Annotated in this window: 18 protein-coding genes and 1 tRNA gene; 14 read left to right on the top strand and 5 right to left on the bottom strand. The window is 73.6% G+C overall.

All coding sequences use genetic code 11. The features are described from left to right. Positions 1 to 95 precede the first annotated feature (95 nt). From DFI_RS01885 to DFI_RS20910, 3 genes are all read left to right on the top strand, one after another. Positions 96 to 1,127 carry a GGDEF domain-containing protein gene (locus tag DFI_RS01885; protein WP_027463917.1) on the top strand — a complete coding sequence of 344 codons (1,032 nt, stop codon included), beginning with the start codon at positions 96 to 98 and terminating at the stop codon, positions 1,125 to 1,127. A 68-nt stretch (positions 1,128 to 1,195) separates the two neighbouring features. After that, positions 1,196 to 2,092 carry an N-carbamoylputrescine amidase gene (aguB, locus tag DFI_RS01890; protein ID WP_027463918.1) on the top strand — a complete coding sequence of 299 codons (897 nt, stop codon included), beginning with the start codon at positions 1,196 to 1,198 and terminating at the stop codon, positions 2,090 to 2,092. Positions 2,093 to 2,137: 45 nt separating this feature from the next. Then, complete coding sequence (locus DFI_RS20910; RefSeq protein WP_027463919.1) at positions 2,138 to 2,662, top strand: hypothetical protein; 525 nt, start codon at positions 2,138 to 2,140, stop codon at positions 2,660 to 2,662. A 26-nt stretch (positions 2,663 to 2,688) separates the two neighbouring features. Here the strand turns inward: DFI_RS20910 and DFI_RS01900 are convergent, their stop codons facing one another. After that, positions 2,689 to 3,627 (bottom strand): hypothetical protein, encoded by a 939-nt coding sequence (locus DFI_RS01900; RefSeq protein ID WP_027463920.1) that lies wholly within the window; start codon positions 3,625 to 3,627, stop codon positions 2,689 to 2,691. 152 nt (positions 3,628 to 3,779) lie between these two features. Between DFI_RS01900 and DFI_RS20915 the strand changes: the two genes are divergently transcribed. The 9 genes from DFI_RS20915 (at position 3,780) to DFI_RS01945 (ending at position 10,338) form a co-directional block, all read left to right on the top strand. Next, positions 3,780 to 5,015 (top strand): cytochrome P450, encoded by a 1,236-nt coding sequence (locus DFI_RS20915; protein ID WP_027463921.1) that lies wholly within the window; start codon positions 3,780 to 3,782, stop codon positions 5,013 to 5,015. A gap of 24 nt (positions 5,016 to 5,039) precedes the next feature. After that, positions 5,040 to 5,834: a thymidylate synthase gene (locus DFI_RS01910; protein ID WP_027463922.1), complete on the top strand. Its 795-nt coding sequence runs from the start codon at positions 5,040 to 5,042 to the stop codon at positions 5,832 to 5,834. After that, the gene (locus tag DFI_RS01915) at positions 5,831 to 6,256 is read left to right on the top strand and encodes an HIT family protein (RefSeq protein WP_022800371.1); all 426 of its coding nucleotides are present in this window, start codon (positions 5,831 to 5,833) and stop codon (positions 6,254 to 6,256) included. The genes DFI_RS01910 and DFI_RS01915 overlap by 4 nt, the downstream gene beginning before the upstream one ends. Beyond that, complete coding sequence (locus tag DFI_RS01920; RefSeq protein ID WP_022800370.1) at positions 6,253 to 6,681, top strand: dCMP deaminase family protein; 429 nt, start codon at positions 6,253 to 6,255, stop codon at positions 6,679 to 6,681. The genes DFI_RS01915 and DFI_RS01920 overlap by 4 nt, the downstream gene beginning before the upstream one ends. Continuing rightward, positions 6,671 to 7,174, top strand: coding sequence for a dihydrofolate reductase (locus tag DFI_RS01925; RefSeq protein WP_027463923.1), 504 nt, complete (start codon positions 6,671 to 6,673; stop codon positions 7,172 to 7,174). Before DFI_RS01920 ends, DFI_RS01925 begins: the two co-directional genes overlap by 11 nt. Positions 7,175 to 7,237: 63 nt before the next feature. Then, entirely contained in the window at positions 7,238 to 7,663 is a 426-nt protein-coding gene (locus tag DFI_RS01930; protein WP_027463924.1) for an OsmC family protein, read from the top strand. Between the two features lie 131 nt (positions 7,664 to 7,794). After that, positions 7,795 to 8,970, top strand: a complete 1,176-nt coding sequence (locus DFI_RS01935) for a YbfB/YjiJ family MFS transporter (RefSeq protein ID WP_027463925.1) — start codon at positions 7,795 to 7,797, stop codon at positions 8,968 to 8,970. Between the two features lie 35 nt (positions 8,971 to 9,005). Beyond that, positions 9,006 to 9,761 carry an adenosylcobinamide-GDP ribazoletransferase gene (locus DFI_RS01940; RefSeq protein ID WP_244940297.1) on the top strand — a complete coding sequence of 252 codons (756 nt, stop codon included), beginning with the start codon at positions 9,006 to 9,008 and terminating at the stop codon, positions 9,759 to 9,761. 10 nt (positions 9,762 to 9,771) lie between these two features. Beyond that, a complete protein-coding gene (locus DFI_RS01945) occupies positions 9,772 to 10,338 on the top strand; it encodes a histidine phosphatase family protein (protein ID WP_027463927.1) in 567 nt (188 codons plus the stop codon). 6 nt (positions 10,339 to 10,344) lie between these two features. Here DFI_RS01945 and DFI_RS20050 read toward each other — a convergent pair whose 3' ends face one another. From DFI_RS20050 to DFI_RS01965, 4 genes are all read right to left on the bottom strand, one after another. Beyond that, positions 10,345 to 12,060 carry a polymer-forming cytoskeletal protein gene (locus DFI_RS20050; RefSeq protein ID WP_155864592.1) on the bottom strand — a complete coding sequence of 572 codons (1,716 nt, stop codon included), beginning with the start codon at positions 12,058 to 12,060 and terminating at the stop codon, positions 10,345 to 10,347. Positions 12,061 to 12,117: 57 nt separating this feature from the next. After that, positions 12,118 to 12,651, bottom strand: a complete 534-nt coding sequence (moaC, locus tag DFI_RS01955; RefSeq protein ID WP_027463929.1) for a cyclic pyranopterin monophosphate synthase MoaC — start codon at positions 12,649 to 12,651, stop codon at positions 12,118 to 12,120. After that, the gene (locus DFI_RS01960) at positions 12,648 to 13,250 is read right to left on the bottom strand and encodes a YceD family protein (RefSeq protein WP_022800362.1); all 603 of its coding nucleotides are present in this window, start codon (positions 13,248 to 13,250) and stop codon (positions 12,648 to 12,650) included. Before DFI_RS01960 ends, moaC begins: the two co-directional genes overlap by 4 nt. 108 nt (positions 13,251 to 13,358) lie before the next feature. Continuing rightward, positions 13,359 to 13,433 (bottom strand) — tRNA-Glu (locus DFI_RS01965). Positions 13,434 to 13,725: 292 nt separating this feature from the next. Between DFI_RS01965 and DFI_RS01970 the strand changes: the two genes are divergently transcribed. Beyond that, a complete protein-coding gene (locus DFI_RS01970) occupies positions 13,726 to 14,448 on the top strand; it encodes a zinc ribbon domain-containing protein (protein ID WP_022800361.1) in 723 nt (240 codons plus the stop codon). A gap of 77 nt (positions 14,449 to 14,525) precedes the next feature. Then, positions 14,526 to 16,049, top strand: coding sequence for a Ppx/GppA phosphatase family protein (locus DFI_RS01975; protein WP_027463930.1), 1,524 nt, complete (start codon positions 14,526 to 14,528; stop codon positions 16,047 to 16,049). The last annotated feature ends 3 nt before the right edge of the window (positions 16,050 to 16,052 follow it).

Below are 16,052 nucleotides of genomic sequence, written 5' to 3' on the forward strand. Positions count from 1 at the left end.
GCCCCGCGTCAGGGCCTGCCCTTGGGATTCACTTGGGCTTCCCGGGCGGGACAGGCCGGAACGGCGGCCGGCCCGGGCGTCACTATGCTGGGAGCATGCACGAGGACCGCTCCGCCCACCTGATCGCCCGGCTGCGGCGGCCGGGGGTGCTGACCCTGGCGGCCCTCACCCTGGGCCTGCAGGTGCTGCTCGTCCTCGACAACCTCAGCCGCGCGGACCTGCCGCTCACCCTGCTGAGCAGCGTGGGCCTGGTGGTCGGCGCGGCCCTGCTGGCCCTGGTCGCCTTGCGGCGCGTGGCCCCGGAATCCCTGGCGCCGCTGGTGCTGTGGTACGCCGCCGGGTGGTTTCTGCTCAGCACCCTGGGCGTGCTGTGGACCGGGCGGCCGCTGGGCACCCAGCCGTATCTATCGCACCTCGTGCTGGTCGCCGCGGCGTACACGCTGCTGCCGCTGCTGCCGGCGGGCGTGGTCGCGGCCGGTTCGGCGGTGGTCCTGGCAGCGGTGGGGTTCACGCGGCCCGCGCCGGATTCCCTGCTGCTCGCGTCGGTGCTGTACCTGGGCGTGCTGATGAGCTTCATGACCGTGTACGGCCGCGCCATCCGCGACCAGCGGGTCCGGGCCGAACTCGCCTGGGACCTGCAGGTGCACGACGTCCTGACCGGCCTGCTCAACCGCCGCGCGGCCCTGGAACGCCTGCGCGCCGCCTTCCGCACGGGGACCGACCACCGCCACACCGCGCTGCTGCTGCTGAACGTGGACGACTTTCAGGGCCTGAACGACACCTTCGGCCGCCCCGCCGGGGACGACGTGCTGCGCCACCTCGCGCAGACCCTGCGGGGCGGCCTGGACGACACGGCCCTGGTGGCCCGCTGGGGCGGGGACGAATTCCTGGTGTTGGCGGCCGTGCCGGGCGGCCCCCGCGCCGCCTGCGCCTGGGCGGAGGACCTGCGCGCCCAGCTGCGCGCCGTGGAACGCGGGCGGGGTTACGCCCTGACCCTGAGCGGCGGGCTGGTCGTCCTTGCCGAGACGGACGCCCCGGACCAGGCGCTCGCGCTGGCCGGCGCGCGGCTCCTCACCGCGAAGATCCGCGGCCGGGACCGGCTGGTCTGCCACCAGGCGGCCGGGTAGGGCCCGGCCGGGTTCAGAGCGTGTTCATTCGCCCGGAACGGCCGGGGCGCATCCGGTACCCTGCCCCTATGACCCGACCCGTGCCCGACACCGTGACCCTGGCCGTGATCCAGATGCACGTCACGGACCAGCTGCAGGACAACGTGACCCGCGCCGAGGCGCACGTGCGCGACGCCGCGAAGCAGGGCGCGCAGGTGATCCTGCTGCCGGAACTGTTCGAGAACCTGTACTTCTGCCAGGTGGAACGCGAGGACTACTTCGGGCTGGCGCACGAGATCGAGGGCCACCCGTTCATCGGCCGGTTCCAGAACCTCGCGCGGGAACTGGGCGTGGTGCTGCCCCTGTCGTACTTCGAGCGGGCCGGGCAGGCACACTACAACTCCCTGGTGTGCATCGACGCGGACGGCGAACTGCTCGGCAACTACCGCAAGACCCACATCCCCGACGGGCCCGGCTACGAGGAGAAGTACTACTTCAACCCCGGCGACACCGGCTTCAAGGTGTGGCCCACCCGCTTCGGCCGCGTGGGCGTCGGCATCTGCTGGGACCAGTGGTACCCGGAAACCGCCCGCGTGATGATGCTTCAGGGCGCGGACTTCCTGCTGTATCCCACCGCCATCGGGTCCGAACCGGCCGAGGTGGAGTCGCCCAACAGCCACCACATGTGGCAGCGGGCCATGGTCGGCCACGCCGTGAGCAACAGCTCCTACGTGGGCGCCGCCAACCGCATCGGCACGGAAACCGTGGGCGACCTGAACCAGACGTACTACGGCCACAGCTTCATCAGCGACTACACCGGCGAACTCGTCGCCGAATTCGGCGAGACCGAGGAGGGCCCGCTGCTGCATGCCCTGAACCTCGCCGAGGCCCGCAAGTTCCGGGCCGGCATGGGCTTCTTCCGGGACCGCCGCCCGGAACTGTACGGCCCGCTGCTCACCACCGACGGCGTCACCCGCCGCGGCTGAGGCGCCGTCCGGAACGCCCGCCCGGGTGGCGGCGTACCCGCGGACATGAAGCCCCTCCTGGCCCTCTTACTGCTCACCCTCGGCAGCGCCCCGGCCCTCCCCGCGGCCCCGGCCCCCGTGCCCCTGGACCGCGTCCTGCTGCGGGAGGGGGAACTGCGGGGCCGCCTGCCGGACGGGTACGTGCTGGACCTCGGCCTGCCGGATGGCCGCTCGGCGTGGCTGGCGGTGACGGCGCAGGCTGCCGGGCCGGTGACCGGGCTGACCTTCACGTTCGTTCGCCCGACGCGGGACCCGGCACTGGCGGCCCGGCTGGCCCGCACGGTGGTCCGGGTGGGCGGGGCCTGCCTGACGGCGGCCGTTCCTCGCGCGCTGGAGCCGTGGCTGGTGGCCCGCCTGAACAATGAGGCGGCCGAGGCCCCGGCCTTCCCGGGCCTCACGCTGGAGGTCCGCTCCCGGCTGAATATGACCTCCTTCGAGGAGGAGCTTCAGCTGGTCCTGCGCCGTGCGCCGGGGACAGCCCTGCCCGCGCCCGGCTGCGTCCTCCCGGAGCCGCCCGTCCAGCCGGCCTGAGGGCCCCGGCCGCGGGCGCCTGCCGGTCAGGGCAGCTTTTCCACGCGCAGGTCCCGGATTTCCCAGGGGGTGTTGCGGGGCCCGGTCTCGAACAGCTGCACCACCCGGTCGCCCTGTCCCTTGGGCGCGGCGAGCTTGAAGTCCGCGGTGAAGGGCGTCCACTCGCGGTCCAGCAGGGCGGTGCGGGTGTTGCCGTCGTTCAGGCCGTACACGATCTCCATGGGGCCGCTCAGGGACCGCCCGGTGAAGCTCACGCGGTACTGCCCGGCCGGGAGATTTTTGGGGGCCAGGGAGTAGAGCACGCCGCTGCGGGGGTTGTCGGCCGAGGCGTCCCGGCCCAGGAACATCACCGTGGTCGTGAGCTTCGCGGCGGCGCAGTACGGCAGCCACGGCGCGGCCTGGGGGTCCTGGGTGGGCAGCAGGTTCGGTCCCAGCGTGCCGTTCGCGGCGCGCCGGCGCACGCTCAGGCGCCGGACCTCCCACGGGGTGTTCTTCTCGACGTTCTCGGTGATCTGGAACACGCGGTTGACGTTCTCGGTGCGCACGGCGGCGGGCGTGATCTTCGCGCCGCCGTCCCAGGTGAAGGTCTGCTGGTATCCGCGCCAGCTGCCGGTCAGGTCGGCGGTGGCGGTCGTGCGGTCGTTCAGACCGTACTGGACGGTCAGGGTGCCGCCCACCGTGCGGGCGTCGAAGCTCACCACGTACTGCCCGGCCGGCAGGGCCTTGGCCTGTTTCAGCAGCAGGCCGCTGGCGTGCGTGCCGCACCCGCCGTCCTGCGAGTCCAGGCGGGTGGTGATCAGCACCGGCGGCTTGACCAGGTACGGTTTCCAGGCGGGCGCGCCCACGTCCAGGTGCGGCAGCAGCGAGGGGGCAGGAGCGGGGGCCGGGGCCACCGGGGGGGAGGCGGGCGCGGCGAGCACGCCCGGGCCGAGCAGGGCGCCGAGAAGCAGCAGGGATCGCGTCATGACAGCTCTCCTGAAGGTCGGGAACATGAAGGCGGAAGGGGAGACGGGCCGCGGTCCCGGCCTCCGGTGAGGGCGCGGGCCGGCGCCCAGGATGACACGCGCCGGCCCCGGACGGACTTGAGCCCGGGGCCGGCCGTGCGGCACCCTGGGGCATGACCCCGCGCCCCGCCTCCGACCCCCGCGCGCTGAAGGCCGTGGAGGCCCTGTACTCCCCGGCCGCCCTGCCGGACCCGTACCCGCTGTACGAGGCGGTGCGCGCCCACGCGCCCGGCGGGGTGCTGCACCTGCCGGAGTGGAACGCGGCGTTCCTGACGGGGCACGCGGCGAACCGCGCCGCGCTGAGTTCCCCGCTGGCCCTGAGCGGTCAGGGTATGGGCGGGGCGCCGGCCTCGGACGGCGTGCGGCTGCTGCAGGGCATGATGCTGTGGCGCAACGGGCCCGACCACCGCCGGCTGCGGGGCCTGGTGGAACTGGCCTTCACGCCCCGGGTGGTGGAGGAGCAGCGGGTCCTGGTCCGCGCGCTGGTGCACGACCTGCTGGACGCCGCGCAGTCCCGGGAGGCGGCGGGCACCGAGGTGGACCTGGTGGCGGCACTGGCGCACCCGCTGCCGGCGCGGGTGATCATGACCATGCTGGGCCTGGGGGCTGGGGACGAGGAGCGGTTCGTGCGCTGGTCGGGCAGCGTGGCGGAACTGCTGGGCGGCGCGAACCAGTCGGCGGAACTGCTGGCCCGCATTGACGCGGACGCCCGCGAGATGCGCGCGTACTTCCGCGACCTGGCCGGCGAGCTGCGCGCCCGGCCGCGGCCCGGCCTGCTGTCCGCGCTGGCGGCCGCGCAGGACGGCGGCGAGCGCCTCAGTGGCGACGAGCTGCTCTCCAACGCCGTGCTGCTGCTCACCGCTGGGCACGAGACGACCAGCAACCTGATTCCCGGCGGGCTGCTGGAACTGGCCGCTCAGCCTGCCGCCTGGGCCGCCCTGACCGCGGACCCGCGCCGGCCCGGCGTCGCGGACGAACTGCTGCGCGTCGTGTCCCCGGTGCAGCTCGACGGCCGCACCCTGTCCGGGCCCCTCCTGCTGGAGGGCACACCCCTGCCGGCCGGCACGCAGGTGCAGGTGATGCTGGCCGCCGCGAACCGCGACCCGCTGGTGTTCCCGGACCCGGCCCGGCTGGACTGGACCCGCCCGAACGCCGCGCGGCACCTGGCGTTCGCGGCCGGCCCGCACTACTGCCTGGGGGCCAGTCTGGCGCGGCTGGAGATCACCGAGGTGTACGCCGCGCTGGCCGAGCGCTTCCCGCGCCTGCGGGTGCTGGACCCACGCCCGCCTTATAAGCCGAACCCGGTGCTGCGGGGGCCGGCGGAACTGAAGGTGCGGCTTGACGGGTAGCGCCCCGGCCTCTCTACTGGAGGCATGCGGGCGTACCTGGACCTGATGGAGCATGTGCTGGAGCACGGCACGGACAAGACCGACCGGACCGGCACGGGCACCCGCAGCGTGTTCGGGCACCAGATGCGCTTCGACCTCGCGCAGGGCTTCCCGCTGGTGACCACCAAGCGCACGCACCTGAAAAGCATCATCTACGAGCTGCTGTGGTTCCTGCGCGGTGACAGCAACGTGCGCTGGCTGCAGGACCGCGGCGTGACCATCTGGGACGAGTGGGCGGCGCCGGACGGGGAACTCGGGCCGGTGTACGGCGTGCAGTGGCGCAGCTGGCCCACCCCGGACAGCGGGCACGTGGACCAGATCCGCGAGGTGATCGAGGCCATCCGCCGCACTCCGGACAGCCGCCGCCTGATCGTGAGCGCCTGGAACGTGGGGGAGATCGGACGCATGGCCCTGCCGCCCTGCCACGCCCTGTTTCAGTTCTACGTGGCCGACGGGCGGCTCAGCTGCCAGCTGTACCAGCGCAGCGCCGACATCTTCCTGGGCGTCCCCTTCAACATCGCCAGTTACGCGCTGCTGACGCTGATGGTCGCGCAGGTCACCGGCCTGAAACCCGGGGAGTTCATCTGGACCGGCGGGGACTGCCACCTGTACGCCAACCACTTCGAGCAGGCCCGCCGGCAGCTGACGCGGGAACCGCGGCCCCTGCCCGTCATGCACCTGAACCCGGCCGTGCAGGACATCGACGCCTTCACCTTCGAGGACTTCACGCTCAGCGGGTACGACCCGCACCCGGGGATCAAGGCCCCCATCTCGGTATGACCCACCCCTGCATCTTCTGTGAGATCGTGGCCGGCCGCTCCCCCGTGAGCCCGGTGGCCGAAAACGACCTGTGCGTGGCCTTCCTGACCATCGCGCCCTTCAACACCGGACACACCCTGGTGGTGCCCCGCCGGCACGCCGTGACCTTCACGGACCTCACCGCGGCCGAAGCGGCCGCGATGGCCCAGCTGGCGCAGGAGGTGGCCCGGGCACAGCAGCGCAGCACCCTGCCCGGCCACGACTTCAACCTTTGGATGGCAAACGGCGAGGCCGCCGGGCAGGACGTGTTCCACGCGCACATGCACGTCTTCCCGCGACTGGAAGGTGACGCGTTCAAGGTAGAGGCCACTTGGCCCAGCCCGGCCCGCCCTGAACTGGACGCCGTGGCCGCCACCCTGCGCGGCGCCCTGGGGGCCCGGTGACCCGCCCCAGTTTCGATGAGCTGGGACTGGCGACGGCGCAACTCTGGGCGTCGCGCAGCGCGGACGCGAAGGTGCAGGTGGGCGCGTGCATCCTGGACCGGCATCACCGGGTGGTGGGCGTGGGCTACAACGGCCGCGCGGCGGGCGAACCGAACGAGCGCGAGTCGCTGGCGCACGGGCAGTCCGGGTTCATTCACGCGGAGGTGAATGCCCTGCTGGCCGCGAACTGGAACGGGGAGGGTCACACGCTGTACGTCACGCACGAACCGTGCTCGACGTGCGCGCGGCTGATCGTGAACTCGCGCCGGGTGTCGCGGGTGGTGTTCGCCACGCCGTATCAGGAGGAGGGCCGGGCGGTGGCGGGCCTGCCGTTCGGGGCGGACATCCTGCGCGGCGCGGGCATCGAGGTGGTCCATGCCGGGTAAGCCGGAGCTGGTCGCCATCTACGCCATGACGGAAAACCGCGTGATCGGCCGGGACGGGGGGATGCCGTGGCACCTGCCGGCGGACTTCGCGCATTTCCGGCGGTTGAGCGTGGGCCGGCCGAACATCATGGGCCGCAAGGTGTGGGAGTCGCTGGGCGGCACGGCGCTGAAGGACCGGTTGAATATCGTGCTGACCCGCAACCCGGCGTACCGGGCGGAGGGCGCGGTGGTGGTGCACACGCCCGCGGCGGCGCTGGAGGCGGCGGGGGACGCGCCGGAGGTGGCGATCATCGGCGGGGCGGAAATCTACGCGCTGTATGCCGGTCAGCTCACGCGGCGGGAGGAGACGGTGATTCACACCGTGCTGGAGGGCGACACCTTCATGCCGGAGCTGCCGGGGGAGTGGACGGTGACCACCGAGCGGGTCCGGCCGGCGGACGCGAGGAATGCGTACGACCTGACCTTCCGGACGCTGGTGCGGCAGACTCCCTGACTCATCAGCGCCAGATAGCCTGGGGGGGTATCATTCCCCGGCTGCGGGGCTTACCATGAGGGCATGACCGTCACGAAAACCATGACCCTGCACCACCTCGGCGAGCAGCGTTACGTGGGCCACAGCGCCAGCGGGCACCAGATCCTGCTGGACAACAGCCCCATCAAGGTCGGCGTGTCCCCCAGCGAGGCCCTGCTGGCCGCCGTGGCCGGCTGCACCGCCTACGACGTGGTGGAAATCATGCGCAAGAAGCGCACCCCCCTGGCCGAGTACCGCGTGGAACTCGTCGCGGAACTCGACGACACCACCACCCCCAAGCACTACCGCCGCATGACCGTGCGCCACCTCGGCCGCGGCCAGGGCGTCACGCAGGAGACCCTGCTGAAGGCCGCCGAACTCAGCCACGAGAAGTACTGTTCGGTGGCCGCCAGCGTGAAATCCGAGATCGTGGTGGAGGCCGCCCTGCTGCCCGACCCGGCCACCCCCTGAGCGGCACCCTATCCGCGCGGCCCGGCAACTTCATTGCCGGGCCGCGCTCTCTTGCCGGCCACTCCTATCCGGACGGCCCGCCCCACGGCCGTGCCCGCCCGTGCTGAAATGCCTGCACCGCTGGAGGTGTGATGACCCGTGCCCGTGACCCGGAAGTGCAGGCCCTGCTGGACATGCTGCGGCTGTCGCTGGGCGGCGCCGTCGCGCTGGGCTTCGCGCGTTTCGCGTACGCGCTGCTGCTGCCCGCCATGCGCGCGGACCTGCACTGGAGTTTCACGCTGTCCGGCGCGATGAACGCCGCGAACGCCCTGGGGTACCTCGCCGGCGCCCTGAGTGCCGCGCGGCTCGGTGACCGCTGGGGCCTGCGGCGGCTGTTCACGGTGGGCCTGCTCGTCACGGCCGCCGCCCTGGCCGCCTGCGCCCTGTCCGGCGACGGGGCGGTGCTGCTGGTCCTGCGGTTCCTGGCGGGCCTGAGCGGCGCGTGGGTGTTCGTGAGTGGCGGCGGGCTGGCGGCCCTGGCGGCGCGGCAGCATCCGGCCCGCAGCGCGCGCCTGCTGGGCGTGTTTTACGGCGGCGCCGGCATCGGGATCGTGCTGTCGGCGCTGCTGCTCCCGCCGCTGCTGACCTCCGGCTGGCGCGGTGCGTGGCTGGCGTTGGGCGCGGCGTCCGTGGCGTGCCTGCTGCTCACCCGGCCGGCCCTGCGCCGCCTGCCGGACCGCGCGGCCCCGGCCCCGCCCGGTGTGCGCGCCCCGCTGCGGCCCCTGGCCTTCACGCTCGCGGCCTACGCGTGTTTCGGGGTGGGGTACATCGCGTACATGACCTTTATCGTGGCGTTCCTGAACTCAGTGGGCGCGGGCGGGCTGGTCACGCCGTTCTGGGCAGTGTTGGGCGCCTGCGTGGTCGTGAATCCCTTCGTGTGGGGTCCGCTGCAGCAGCGCGCGCCCGGCGCGCGCGCCATGAGCGTCCTGATGGCCACCCTGGCCGTGGGCGCCGCACTGCCGCTGTGGTCGCACGTGCCCGCGGCCCTACTGCTGTCCGGCGTGCTGTTCGGCCTGAGCTTCCTGGCAGTCGTGACCTTCACCACCGTCATCACCCGCCGGGTCCTGCCGGAGCACGCCTGGGCGCGGGGCATCGTGGCCTTCACCAGCGTGTTCGCGCTGGGGCAGGTGGCCGGCCCCCTCCTGACCGGCCTGGCCGCCGACAGCGCGGGCGGCCTGCGCCTGGGCCTGGGACTCAGCGCGGCGGTGCTGCTGCTGGGCGCCGCCCTCGCCCTGGGCCAACCGGGTCGCGCGGGCCGGCCCGCCTGACCCGGGGCGGCGGGATGCACTAGAACGGGGAGGCTGTGACCCCACCCGACCCCCCTGCGGCCCGTTCCCTGCTCGCCCGGCACGCCTTCGCGCTGAACCTCGCCGTGACGTTCCTCTCGGCGGTCCCGCTGCCCTTCCTGGGCCGCGCGCACGGCGAGGACTTCCGCCGGGCCAGCGGGTACTTCCCGCTGGTGGGTTACCTGGTGGGCGGCGCGGTGGCGCTGGTGCTGCTGCTGCCCCTGCCGCTCCCGGCGGGCGTGGGCGCGGCGCTGGCGGTGTGGGCGTGGCTGTGGGTGACCGGCCTGCTGCACTTCGACGGACTGGTGGACAGCGCCGACGCGCTGCTCGCCATGCGCGCCCCGGAACGCCGGCTGGAGATCCTGCACGACGTGCACGTGGGCGCCTTCGGGCTGGCGGCGGGCGGCGTGTACCTGCTGCTGCTCTGGAGCCTGCTCTCGGCGTCCATCCCGGCCTTCGCGCCGGTCGTGGCGGCCGTGCTGGGCCGGGCGGTCATGCTGATTCCCATGAACCTGTACCCGGTGGCGGGCAACAGCGTGATCGGCGGGCAGTCGCGGGGCGGGCGGCCCTGGGTGCCCCTGCTGCTCACGCTGCCGGTGCTGCTGCTGCCCGGCGGGCTGCTCGCGGCGGTTCTCGCCCTGCTGGGCGGGCTGCTGGTCGCGCGGTTCGCGGCCGGGCGGCTGGGCGGCGTGCTGAACGGCGACACGTACGGCCTGGTGGTGGTGGGCGCGGAGCTGCTGGTGCTGCTCAGTTACGCCTGGGGGCAGGCGTGAAGGCCCGGGCATGCTGACCCTGCACCTCGTCCGGCACGCGCCCACCGTCCGCAATCATGAGCGGCGCTATCCCTTCCCGCACGAGGACCCGCCCCTCTCCCCGGAAGGGGAGGCCCTGGCCCGCCGGCTCGTGCTGCCGGCGGCGGACGTGGTGTTCGCCTCGCCCCGGGCGCGGGTACGGCAGACCGCCGCCCTGGCCGGCTTCCCGGAAGTGCTGGACGCCCCGGCCCTGGTCGAGGCCCGCTTCGGCGTGATGGCCGGGCTCACCTGGGCGGAACTCGAAGCCCGGCACGGCGAGGCCCCGCGCACCTGGATCGACACGCTCTCGGACCCTCAAAGCCCGCTCGGCCCCCCCGGCGGGGAGACCGGGCAGGCCTTTCACGGCCGGGTGCAGGCGTGGCTGGACGCCCTGCCGGAGGAGGGCGCCGTGCTGGCGTTCGCGCACTCCGGGACCCTCCAGGCCGCCCTGCGCCTCACGGTGGGCCTGGGGGCGGTGGTCACGCCGCCCGGCACGCGCATCACCCTGGAACGGGCGGGCGGGCCGTGGTGGCTCAGCGCCGTGGTGCCGCCCGGCTAGCGCGCCTCAGCGGGCGGCGCGGTGCGTGAGCAGCAGCGTGCCCGCACCCCAGGTCCCGCCCACCAGCGTGAACAGCAGCGCCAGCGGCGGCTCGCCCAGACTGGCGGCAATCGCGGTGAGGCCCAGCACGGCGCCCACCACGTCCGGCACCGGCAGCCGCGCCCGGACGGCCAGGGCCCGCCCGCCGTCGTAGGCGGTCACGCTCAGGCCCACCGCCAGCAGCAGCACCAGCAGCATGGTCGCCAGCAGCGCCGGCCCCAGCAGGCCCGCCAGCCCCAGCACCAGCGCCGGCACGCCCAGCGCGGCCAGCGTCAGCACGCCCAGCGCCAGGGTCCGCATCGGGGCGTGCCGCTGCCGGCGCGCCAGGACCGGCGCGACCCCCAGCGTGAACAGCGACCCCAGCGCGCCCGCCGTGAGCAGCACGAAGAACTTCGACCACGCCGCGCCGCCCAGCCAGCCCAGCAGCGGCCGGAAGGCGGCGGCGCTCGCCACGCTCAGGTCGCTGGGCGGCGGGGCCTGCAGGGCGGTGCGGTCCCCGGGCGCCTGCCCCAGCAGGGTGTTCACCCGTCCGGTCACCTGCGCGCCGGGGTCGCGGGTCACGTCGCCCAGCAGCGTGACCACCTCGCCGTCCACACGGGCGGCGCCGGTCAGGTGCACGTTCCCGCCGATGGCGATCACGTTCCCGTCCACCGGGCGTTCCACGGTCACGTTCTGTCCGAAGGTCACCCGGCCGCTGGCCGCGCCCTGGTACAGGGTGGGCAGGGTCAGCACGGCCGCTAGCGCGTACGCGCCCGCCCCCACGGTCCGCAGGGTGGGCGTGGGTCGCCACGCGACCACCACGCTGGTGAGCAGCACCAGGGCCGCGCCGACCACCGCCAGCGGCGAGACCTGCGCCAGCAGCGCCTGCAGGACCAGCGCGCCGGCCGTCAGGTTCGGCCAGGCGGTGGTCACGGTCAGCAGCAGCAGGCCCACCATCAGCGCCCCGACCAGCAGGGCCGGGGCGGGGTTGGGCCCGCGCAGCGAGGGCACCGGATGCACCCAGACGTGCGCCGCCTCCGGCGGGGTCGCGTCCACGGCCGCCTGGAAAGCGGCCACCGGCGCAGCCACCGGTGGCACTTCGGCCGGCAGGGGCCGGACGGCCTGGGCGCCCGCCGCCTCGGCCGCGATGCGGGCCGCCAGACCCGCCGCCACCGAGGGCGCGGCGGGTACCGGGTGGTGCAGCCGCGCCTGCCACGCGATCTCGGAGGCGACACTGGCCGCCACGCTCCGCGGAATCGCGGGGGGCCGCACCTGCCCGGCCACCCGCACGTCGCCCGCCACGTCGGCGGCCACACTCCGGGGCAGGACCGCGGGCGCCAGTTGCAGGGTGTGGGCCAGGGCCACGTCCGCCGCGACGGCGGCCGCCACCGACCTCGGCAGCGCCGGGGGGGGCAGTGCGCGCCACTGCGCGGACGCGGCCACCTCGCCCGCCACCTGACGCGCCACACTCTGCGGCAACGCCGGGGGCGGCAGGCTGCTCAGCGCGGCCTGCGTGCCGTGCAGCGCCTCTCGCCAGCGCGCCACCCGGTCCGCGTCCGGCCAGGCGGCCAGCCGCGCGCGGTCCTCGGCACCCAGCGTGCCGTCGGCGTCCTCGTGCAGCCAGTCCAGCCACGCCGGCACGGCCGCCCCACCGCCGGGGCGGGCGGGGTCCGGGAACTCTGGGGGGGGTGGCGGGCGGCCCATATCAACCCCCATACGGTAGGGACCGGGGCAGGGTTCCCGCTGCCTGAAACTCCACCGTCACCCCTGATCGGGGGAGGGCCCGGGCTGGCCGGGCCGCGCGTGGTAGTCGCCGCTTTTCCCGCCGGACTTGGCGAGCAGCCGCACGCCCGTGATCTCGATGGCCTTGCTGGCGGCCTTGAGCATGTCGTACACGTTCAGCGCCGCGACCGTCACGGCCGTCAGGGCCTCCATCTCCACGCCGGTGGGGGCAGTGGTGCGCACGGTCGCCTGCACGCGCACGCCCGCCGGTTCCAGCGTGACCTGCACGTCCGCACCCGTCACCGGAATGGGGTGGCACAGCGTCACCAGGTCCGCGGTGCGTTTGCTGCCCGCCAGCCCCGCCAGCCGCGCCACGGTCAGCGGGTCGCCCTTGGGGTTGGTGCCGGCCTCCAGCGCCGCGCGGGCGTCCGGCGGGAGCCGCACCCAGCCCTCGGCGGTGGCCGAGCGCGCGGTGGGCGCCTTGCCGGTCACGTCCACCATGCGGGGCAGGCCATCCCGGAAGTGCGTGAGTTCCGGCGCAGGGGAATCGCCGGTCTGTGCGTCGGGGCTCATTCCTCGGGAACGTCCAGGTCCTTCAGGGACGCGAAGGGGTTCTGCTTGGCGTGCGCGCTGCCTTCCGGAATGCCCAGGTCGTCGTCGATCTCCTCGACCGGCACCTGCGCCATGTGCTCGCAGGTGCCCTCATTGAGGTCCTGCCCGCACACCTGGCACAGGCCCTTGCAAGCCGGGTCGTGCAGCACGCTCAGCGGCGCGGCCAGCACGGTCGTTTCGGCCAGGTAGGCGCTGAGGTCCAGGTTCGGGTCGCCGAACACCAGCACCTCCTCGCCGGACTCGGCCTCTTCCAGGTACGGCTGGTCGGCGCTGGGGTCGTAGCGCATCAGGGTGCCGAGCTTCAGTTCCAGCGGCACGTGCACCTCCCGCAGGCAGCGGGCGCACTCCATGATCAGGGTGGGTTCGAACGTGCCCTGCAGGTACATTTCCTGCGAGCCGAGGCTGTTGACGTCCACGTCGTACCAGGCGGGTTCGGCGAAGCGCAGGGTCTGGGGAAGGCCGCCCTGCTCGTAGGTCAGTTCTGTCAGTTCGCCTTCGGCGTGCGCGTCGTCCTGCGTGCGCATCAGGGAACCCAGGTGAATGCGGGGCGAATCGGTCATGCCCCTCATCATAGAAGGTCCGCCGCAATTCCCGCCGTGACGTGGGGCGGCATCCCCGGCATGTGGAAAGGCAAAAGAAAAACTCCCGCCGGAGCGGGAGCGTTTCAGTGGTGACCCCAACGGGATTCGAACCCGTATCGCTACCTTGAAAGGGTAGTGTCCTAACCGTTAGACGATGGGGCCACACCACTTCAGCTGTTGAACACCGCCGCCTTTCGGCCCGGAATCCTTGACTGCCTTTCAAGGGGTGCCGTTTCCGGCACGCACAGAAAGATACACACCCGCTCCTCTGGCGTCAAGGGCCCCTCACGGTCGGCGCTGGCGCCCGCCGGTCACGGCCCGGGCCGCTGTCTAAAGGCGCCCTTCAGGGCCGGCGCGCGGGCCGCGCCAGGACGGCAGTTTCCGTCCGGACAGGCCGCGCGGCCGGCCGGCGCGCGCCGCACCCGCGCGCGAAGTGGGCGGTACACTGGCCCTGATGAGCGACACCGGATCCCTACAGCGCCTGCACCGCGTTCAGCAACTGGACCTGAACCTCGACCAACTGCGCGCCGAGGAGAGCAACATCCCGGACGCTCTGCGCGACGCCCGCGCGCAGCAGACCGAGATCAACAACAGCCTGGAAGACACCGAGATCACCCTCGAAGGTGTGGAAAAGCAGCTCCGGCAGGCCGAGATGGACCTCGCCGGCACCCGCGACCAGATCCAGCGCGCCAAGGAAGAACTCGACAAGAACGCCTTCGACGCCCGCGCCCAGAGCCAGTACGGCAGCCGCATCCAGATGCTCGGCGAACGCGCCGACGAGATGGAAGAGGACCTCGGGCCGCTGCGCGAGCGTCAGCAGGAACTCGCCGCCAAGGCCAGCCAGCTGCGCCAGGCGCACCGCGACCTGCGCCCCACCCTGGACGCCCTGGAAACCGAGGACGAGCAGCGCGTGCAGGGCCTGCGCGACCAGGGCCAGGCCGACCGCGAGGAACGCGCGCAGCTGGTCGAGAACCTCGACTCGCGCACCGTGAAGGAATACGACCTGATCCGCAAGGCCAAGAAGGGCCTGGGCGTCGTGGAGATCAAGGGCGGCCGGTGCAGCGGCTGCAACGTCGTGCTGCCCGTGAACGTGCAGCAGAAGGCCGCGCTGGGCCAGCTGCCGCCCGTGAAGTGCCCCTCCTGCGGGCGTTTCCTGATCCGCCTCGACCTGGCCTGAGCCGGGGGCCTGTCCGCCGTGACCTCCCGGGGGGACGTGTCCCCCCGCTTCTTCCGCCCGCGAGGAGACACCTGAGCATGAAGGTCGCCGTGGCCGATGTCGGCACCAACTCCAGCCACCTGCTGCTCGCCGAGGCGGCCGGCAGCGGCTACCGCGTCCTGGACGCGCTGAAAGACCGCACCGCGCTCGGCGAGTGCCTGGACGAGGCCGGGAACCTCACCCCGGAAGGCGAGGACCGCCTGGCGGGCGCCCTGACCCGCTTCCGGGAACTGAGCGGCGCGGCCGGCATTCCCGAGGTGCGCGTGTACGCCACCAGCGCCCTGCGGGAAGCGCCGAACGGGCAGGCGGTCGCGCAGCGCATGCGGGAACGCACCGGGCTGTACCCGGCGATCATCAGTGGGGAACGCGAGGGGCACCTCACCTACCTGGGCGCGGCGCACAGCGTGGAGTTCGGGCCGGACACCCTGCTGCTCGACCTCGGCGGCGGCAGCCTGGAGTTCGCCCGCGGCGGCCCCGAAGCGCCCACGGACGTGCTGAGCCTGCCGGTGGGCGCCATCCGCATGACCCGCGCGTTCCTGCGCCACGACCCGCCCCCCGCCCGGGAGGTGCAGGCCCTGCAGGCGCACGTGCAGGACCTGTTGCGGCCCCACGTCTCGCGCTTCGCGGCGCAGCCCGGCACGCGCGTGGTGCTGTCCAGCGGCACCGCGGAGGCCGCCGCCGTCGCCCTGAACGCCGCCCACACCAAGGCAACCCTGGCCGGCCCGGACGGCAGCGTGAACGGCGTGAGCTTCACCGTCGCGGCCCTGGGCGGCCTGCTGGACCGCACGCGGGCCCTGCGGCCCGGCGCGCGCCTGAAGGTCCCCGGCTTCGAGAAACGCGCCGGGACGATCGTGGCGGGCCTCGCGGTGCTGCACGCCGCCCTGGACCTGCTGGGCGTCCGGGAGGTCACGGTCAGCGAGGGCGCGCTGCGCGAGGGCATGCTGATCGAGGAACTCGCCCAGCTCAGCGCCTTCACCGGCGGCCTGAGCCTGCGCCAGCGCAGCGTCCTGGCGACCGCCGAACGCTTCGGCGCGAACCTCGCGCACGCCGGGCACGTCGCGCAGCTCGCCCGCGACCTGCTGGCCGCGCTGGCCCGCACCGGGGAGAGCTTCCCGGACGAGGCGCGCCCGCTGCTCACGGCCGCCGCGGCCCTGCACGAGACCGGGCAGATCGTGTCGCAGAGCGCGCACCACAAGCACGCCGCGTACCTGATCCGGCACACCGACCTGCGCGGCTTCTCCCCGCGCGAACGGGAACTGATCGCGCAGGTCGCCCGCTACCACCGCCGCAGCCCCCCCAAGGCCTCCCACGCGGACTTCGCGGCCCTGCCAGCCGCCGATCAGGCCCTGGTGTCGCGCCTCGCGGCGGTCCTGCGCGTCGCCGACGGCCTGGACCGCGCGCACGCCGGTGGCACGCAGTTCCGCGAACTGCGCCGCGCCCGGGCGGAGGACGGCTGGACCCTGCACGTGACCGGCGCCACGCCGTTGGACCTCGCGGGCGCCCGCGAGAAGGCCGACCTGTGGACCCGTGAGTTCGGGCCGCTGACCTTCCGGAACCTCTGACCC

The organism is Deinococcus ficus, from assembly GCF_003444775.1.
GTDB lineage: Bacteria > Deinococcota > Deinococci > Deinococcales > Deinococcaceae > Deinococcus > Deinococcus ficus.

Bases quoted from the DNA above. Each gene is read 5' to 3' on its own strand.
- DFI_RS20050 (WP_155864592.1), bottom strand. From the start codon at position 12,060: ATGGGCCGCCCGCCACCCCCCCCAGAGTTCCCGGACCCCGCCCGCCCC.
- DFI_RS20915 (WP_027463921.1), top strand. From the start codon at position 3,780: ATGACCCCGCGCCCCGCCTCCGACCCCCGCGCGCTGAAGGCCGTGGAG.
- DFI_RS01915 (WP_022800371.1), top strand. From the start codon at position 5,831: ATGACCCACCCCTGCATCTTCTGTGAGATCGTGGCCGGCCGCTCCCCC.
- DFI_RS01885 (WP_027463917.1), top strand. From the start codon at position 96: ATGCACGAGGACCGCTCCGCCCACCTGATCGCCCGGCTGCGGCGGCCG.
- aguB (WP_027463918.1), top strand. From the start codon at position 1,196: ATGACCCGACCCGTGCCCGACACCGTGACCCTGGCCGTGATCCAGATG.
- DFI_RS01900 (WP_027463920.1), bottom strand. From the start codon at position 3,627: ATGACGCGATCCCTGCTGCTTCTCGGCGCCCTGCTCGGCCCGGGCGTG.
- DFI_RS01910 (WP_027463922.1), top strand. From the start codon at position 5,040: ATGCGGGCGTACCTGGACCTGATGGAGCATGTGCTGGAGCACGGCACG.
- DFI_RS01970 (WP_022800361.1), top strand. From the start codon at position 13,726: ATGAGCGACACCGGATCCCTACAGCGCCTGCACCGCGTTCAGCAACTG.
- DFI_RS01930 (WP_027463924.1), top strand. From the start codon at position 7,238: ATGACCGTCACGAAAACCATGACCCTGCACCACCTCGGCGAGCAGCGT.
- DFI_RS01960 (WP_022800362.1), bottom strand. From the start codon at position 13,250: ATGACCGATTCGCCCCGCATTCACCTGGGTTCCCTGATGCGCACGCAG.
- moaC (WP_027463929.1), bottom strand. From the start codon at position 12,651: ATGAGCCCCGACGCACAGACCGGCGATTCCCCTGCGCCGGAACTCACG.
- DFI_RS01925 (WP_027463923.1), top strand. From the start codon at position 6,671: ATGCCGGGTAAGCCGGAGCTGGTCGCCATCTACGCCATGACGGAAAAC.
- DFI_RS01975 (WP_027463930.1), top strand. From the start codon at position 14,526: ATGAAGGTCGCCGTGGCCGATGTCGGCACCAACTCCAGCCACCTGCTG.
- DFI_RS20910 (WP_027463919.1), top strand. From the start codon at position 2,138: ATGAAGCCCCTCCTGGCCCTCTTACTGCTCACCCTCGGCAGCGCCCCG.
- DFI_RS01945 (WP_027463927.1), top strand. From the start codon at position 9,772: ATGCTGACCCTGCACCTCGTCCGGCACGCGCCCACCGTCCGCAATCAT.
- DFI_RS01935 (WP_027463925.1), top strand. From the start codon at position 7,795: ATGACCCGTGCCCGTGACCCGGAAGTGCAGGCCCTGCTGGACATGCTG.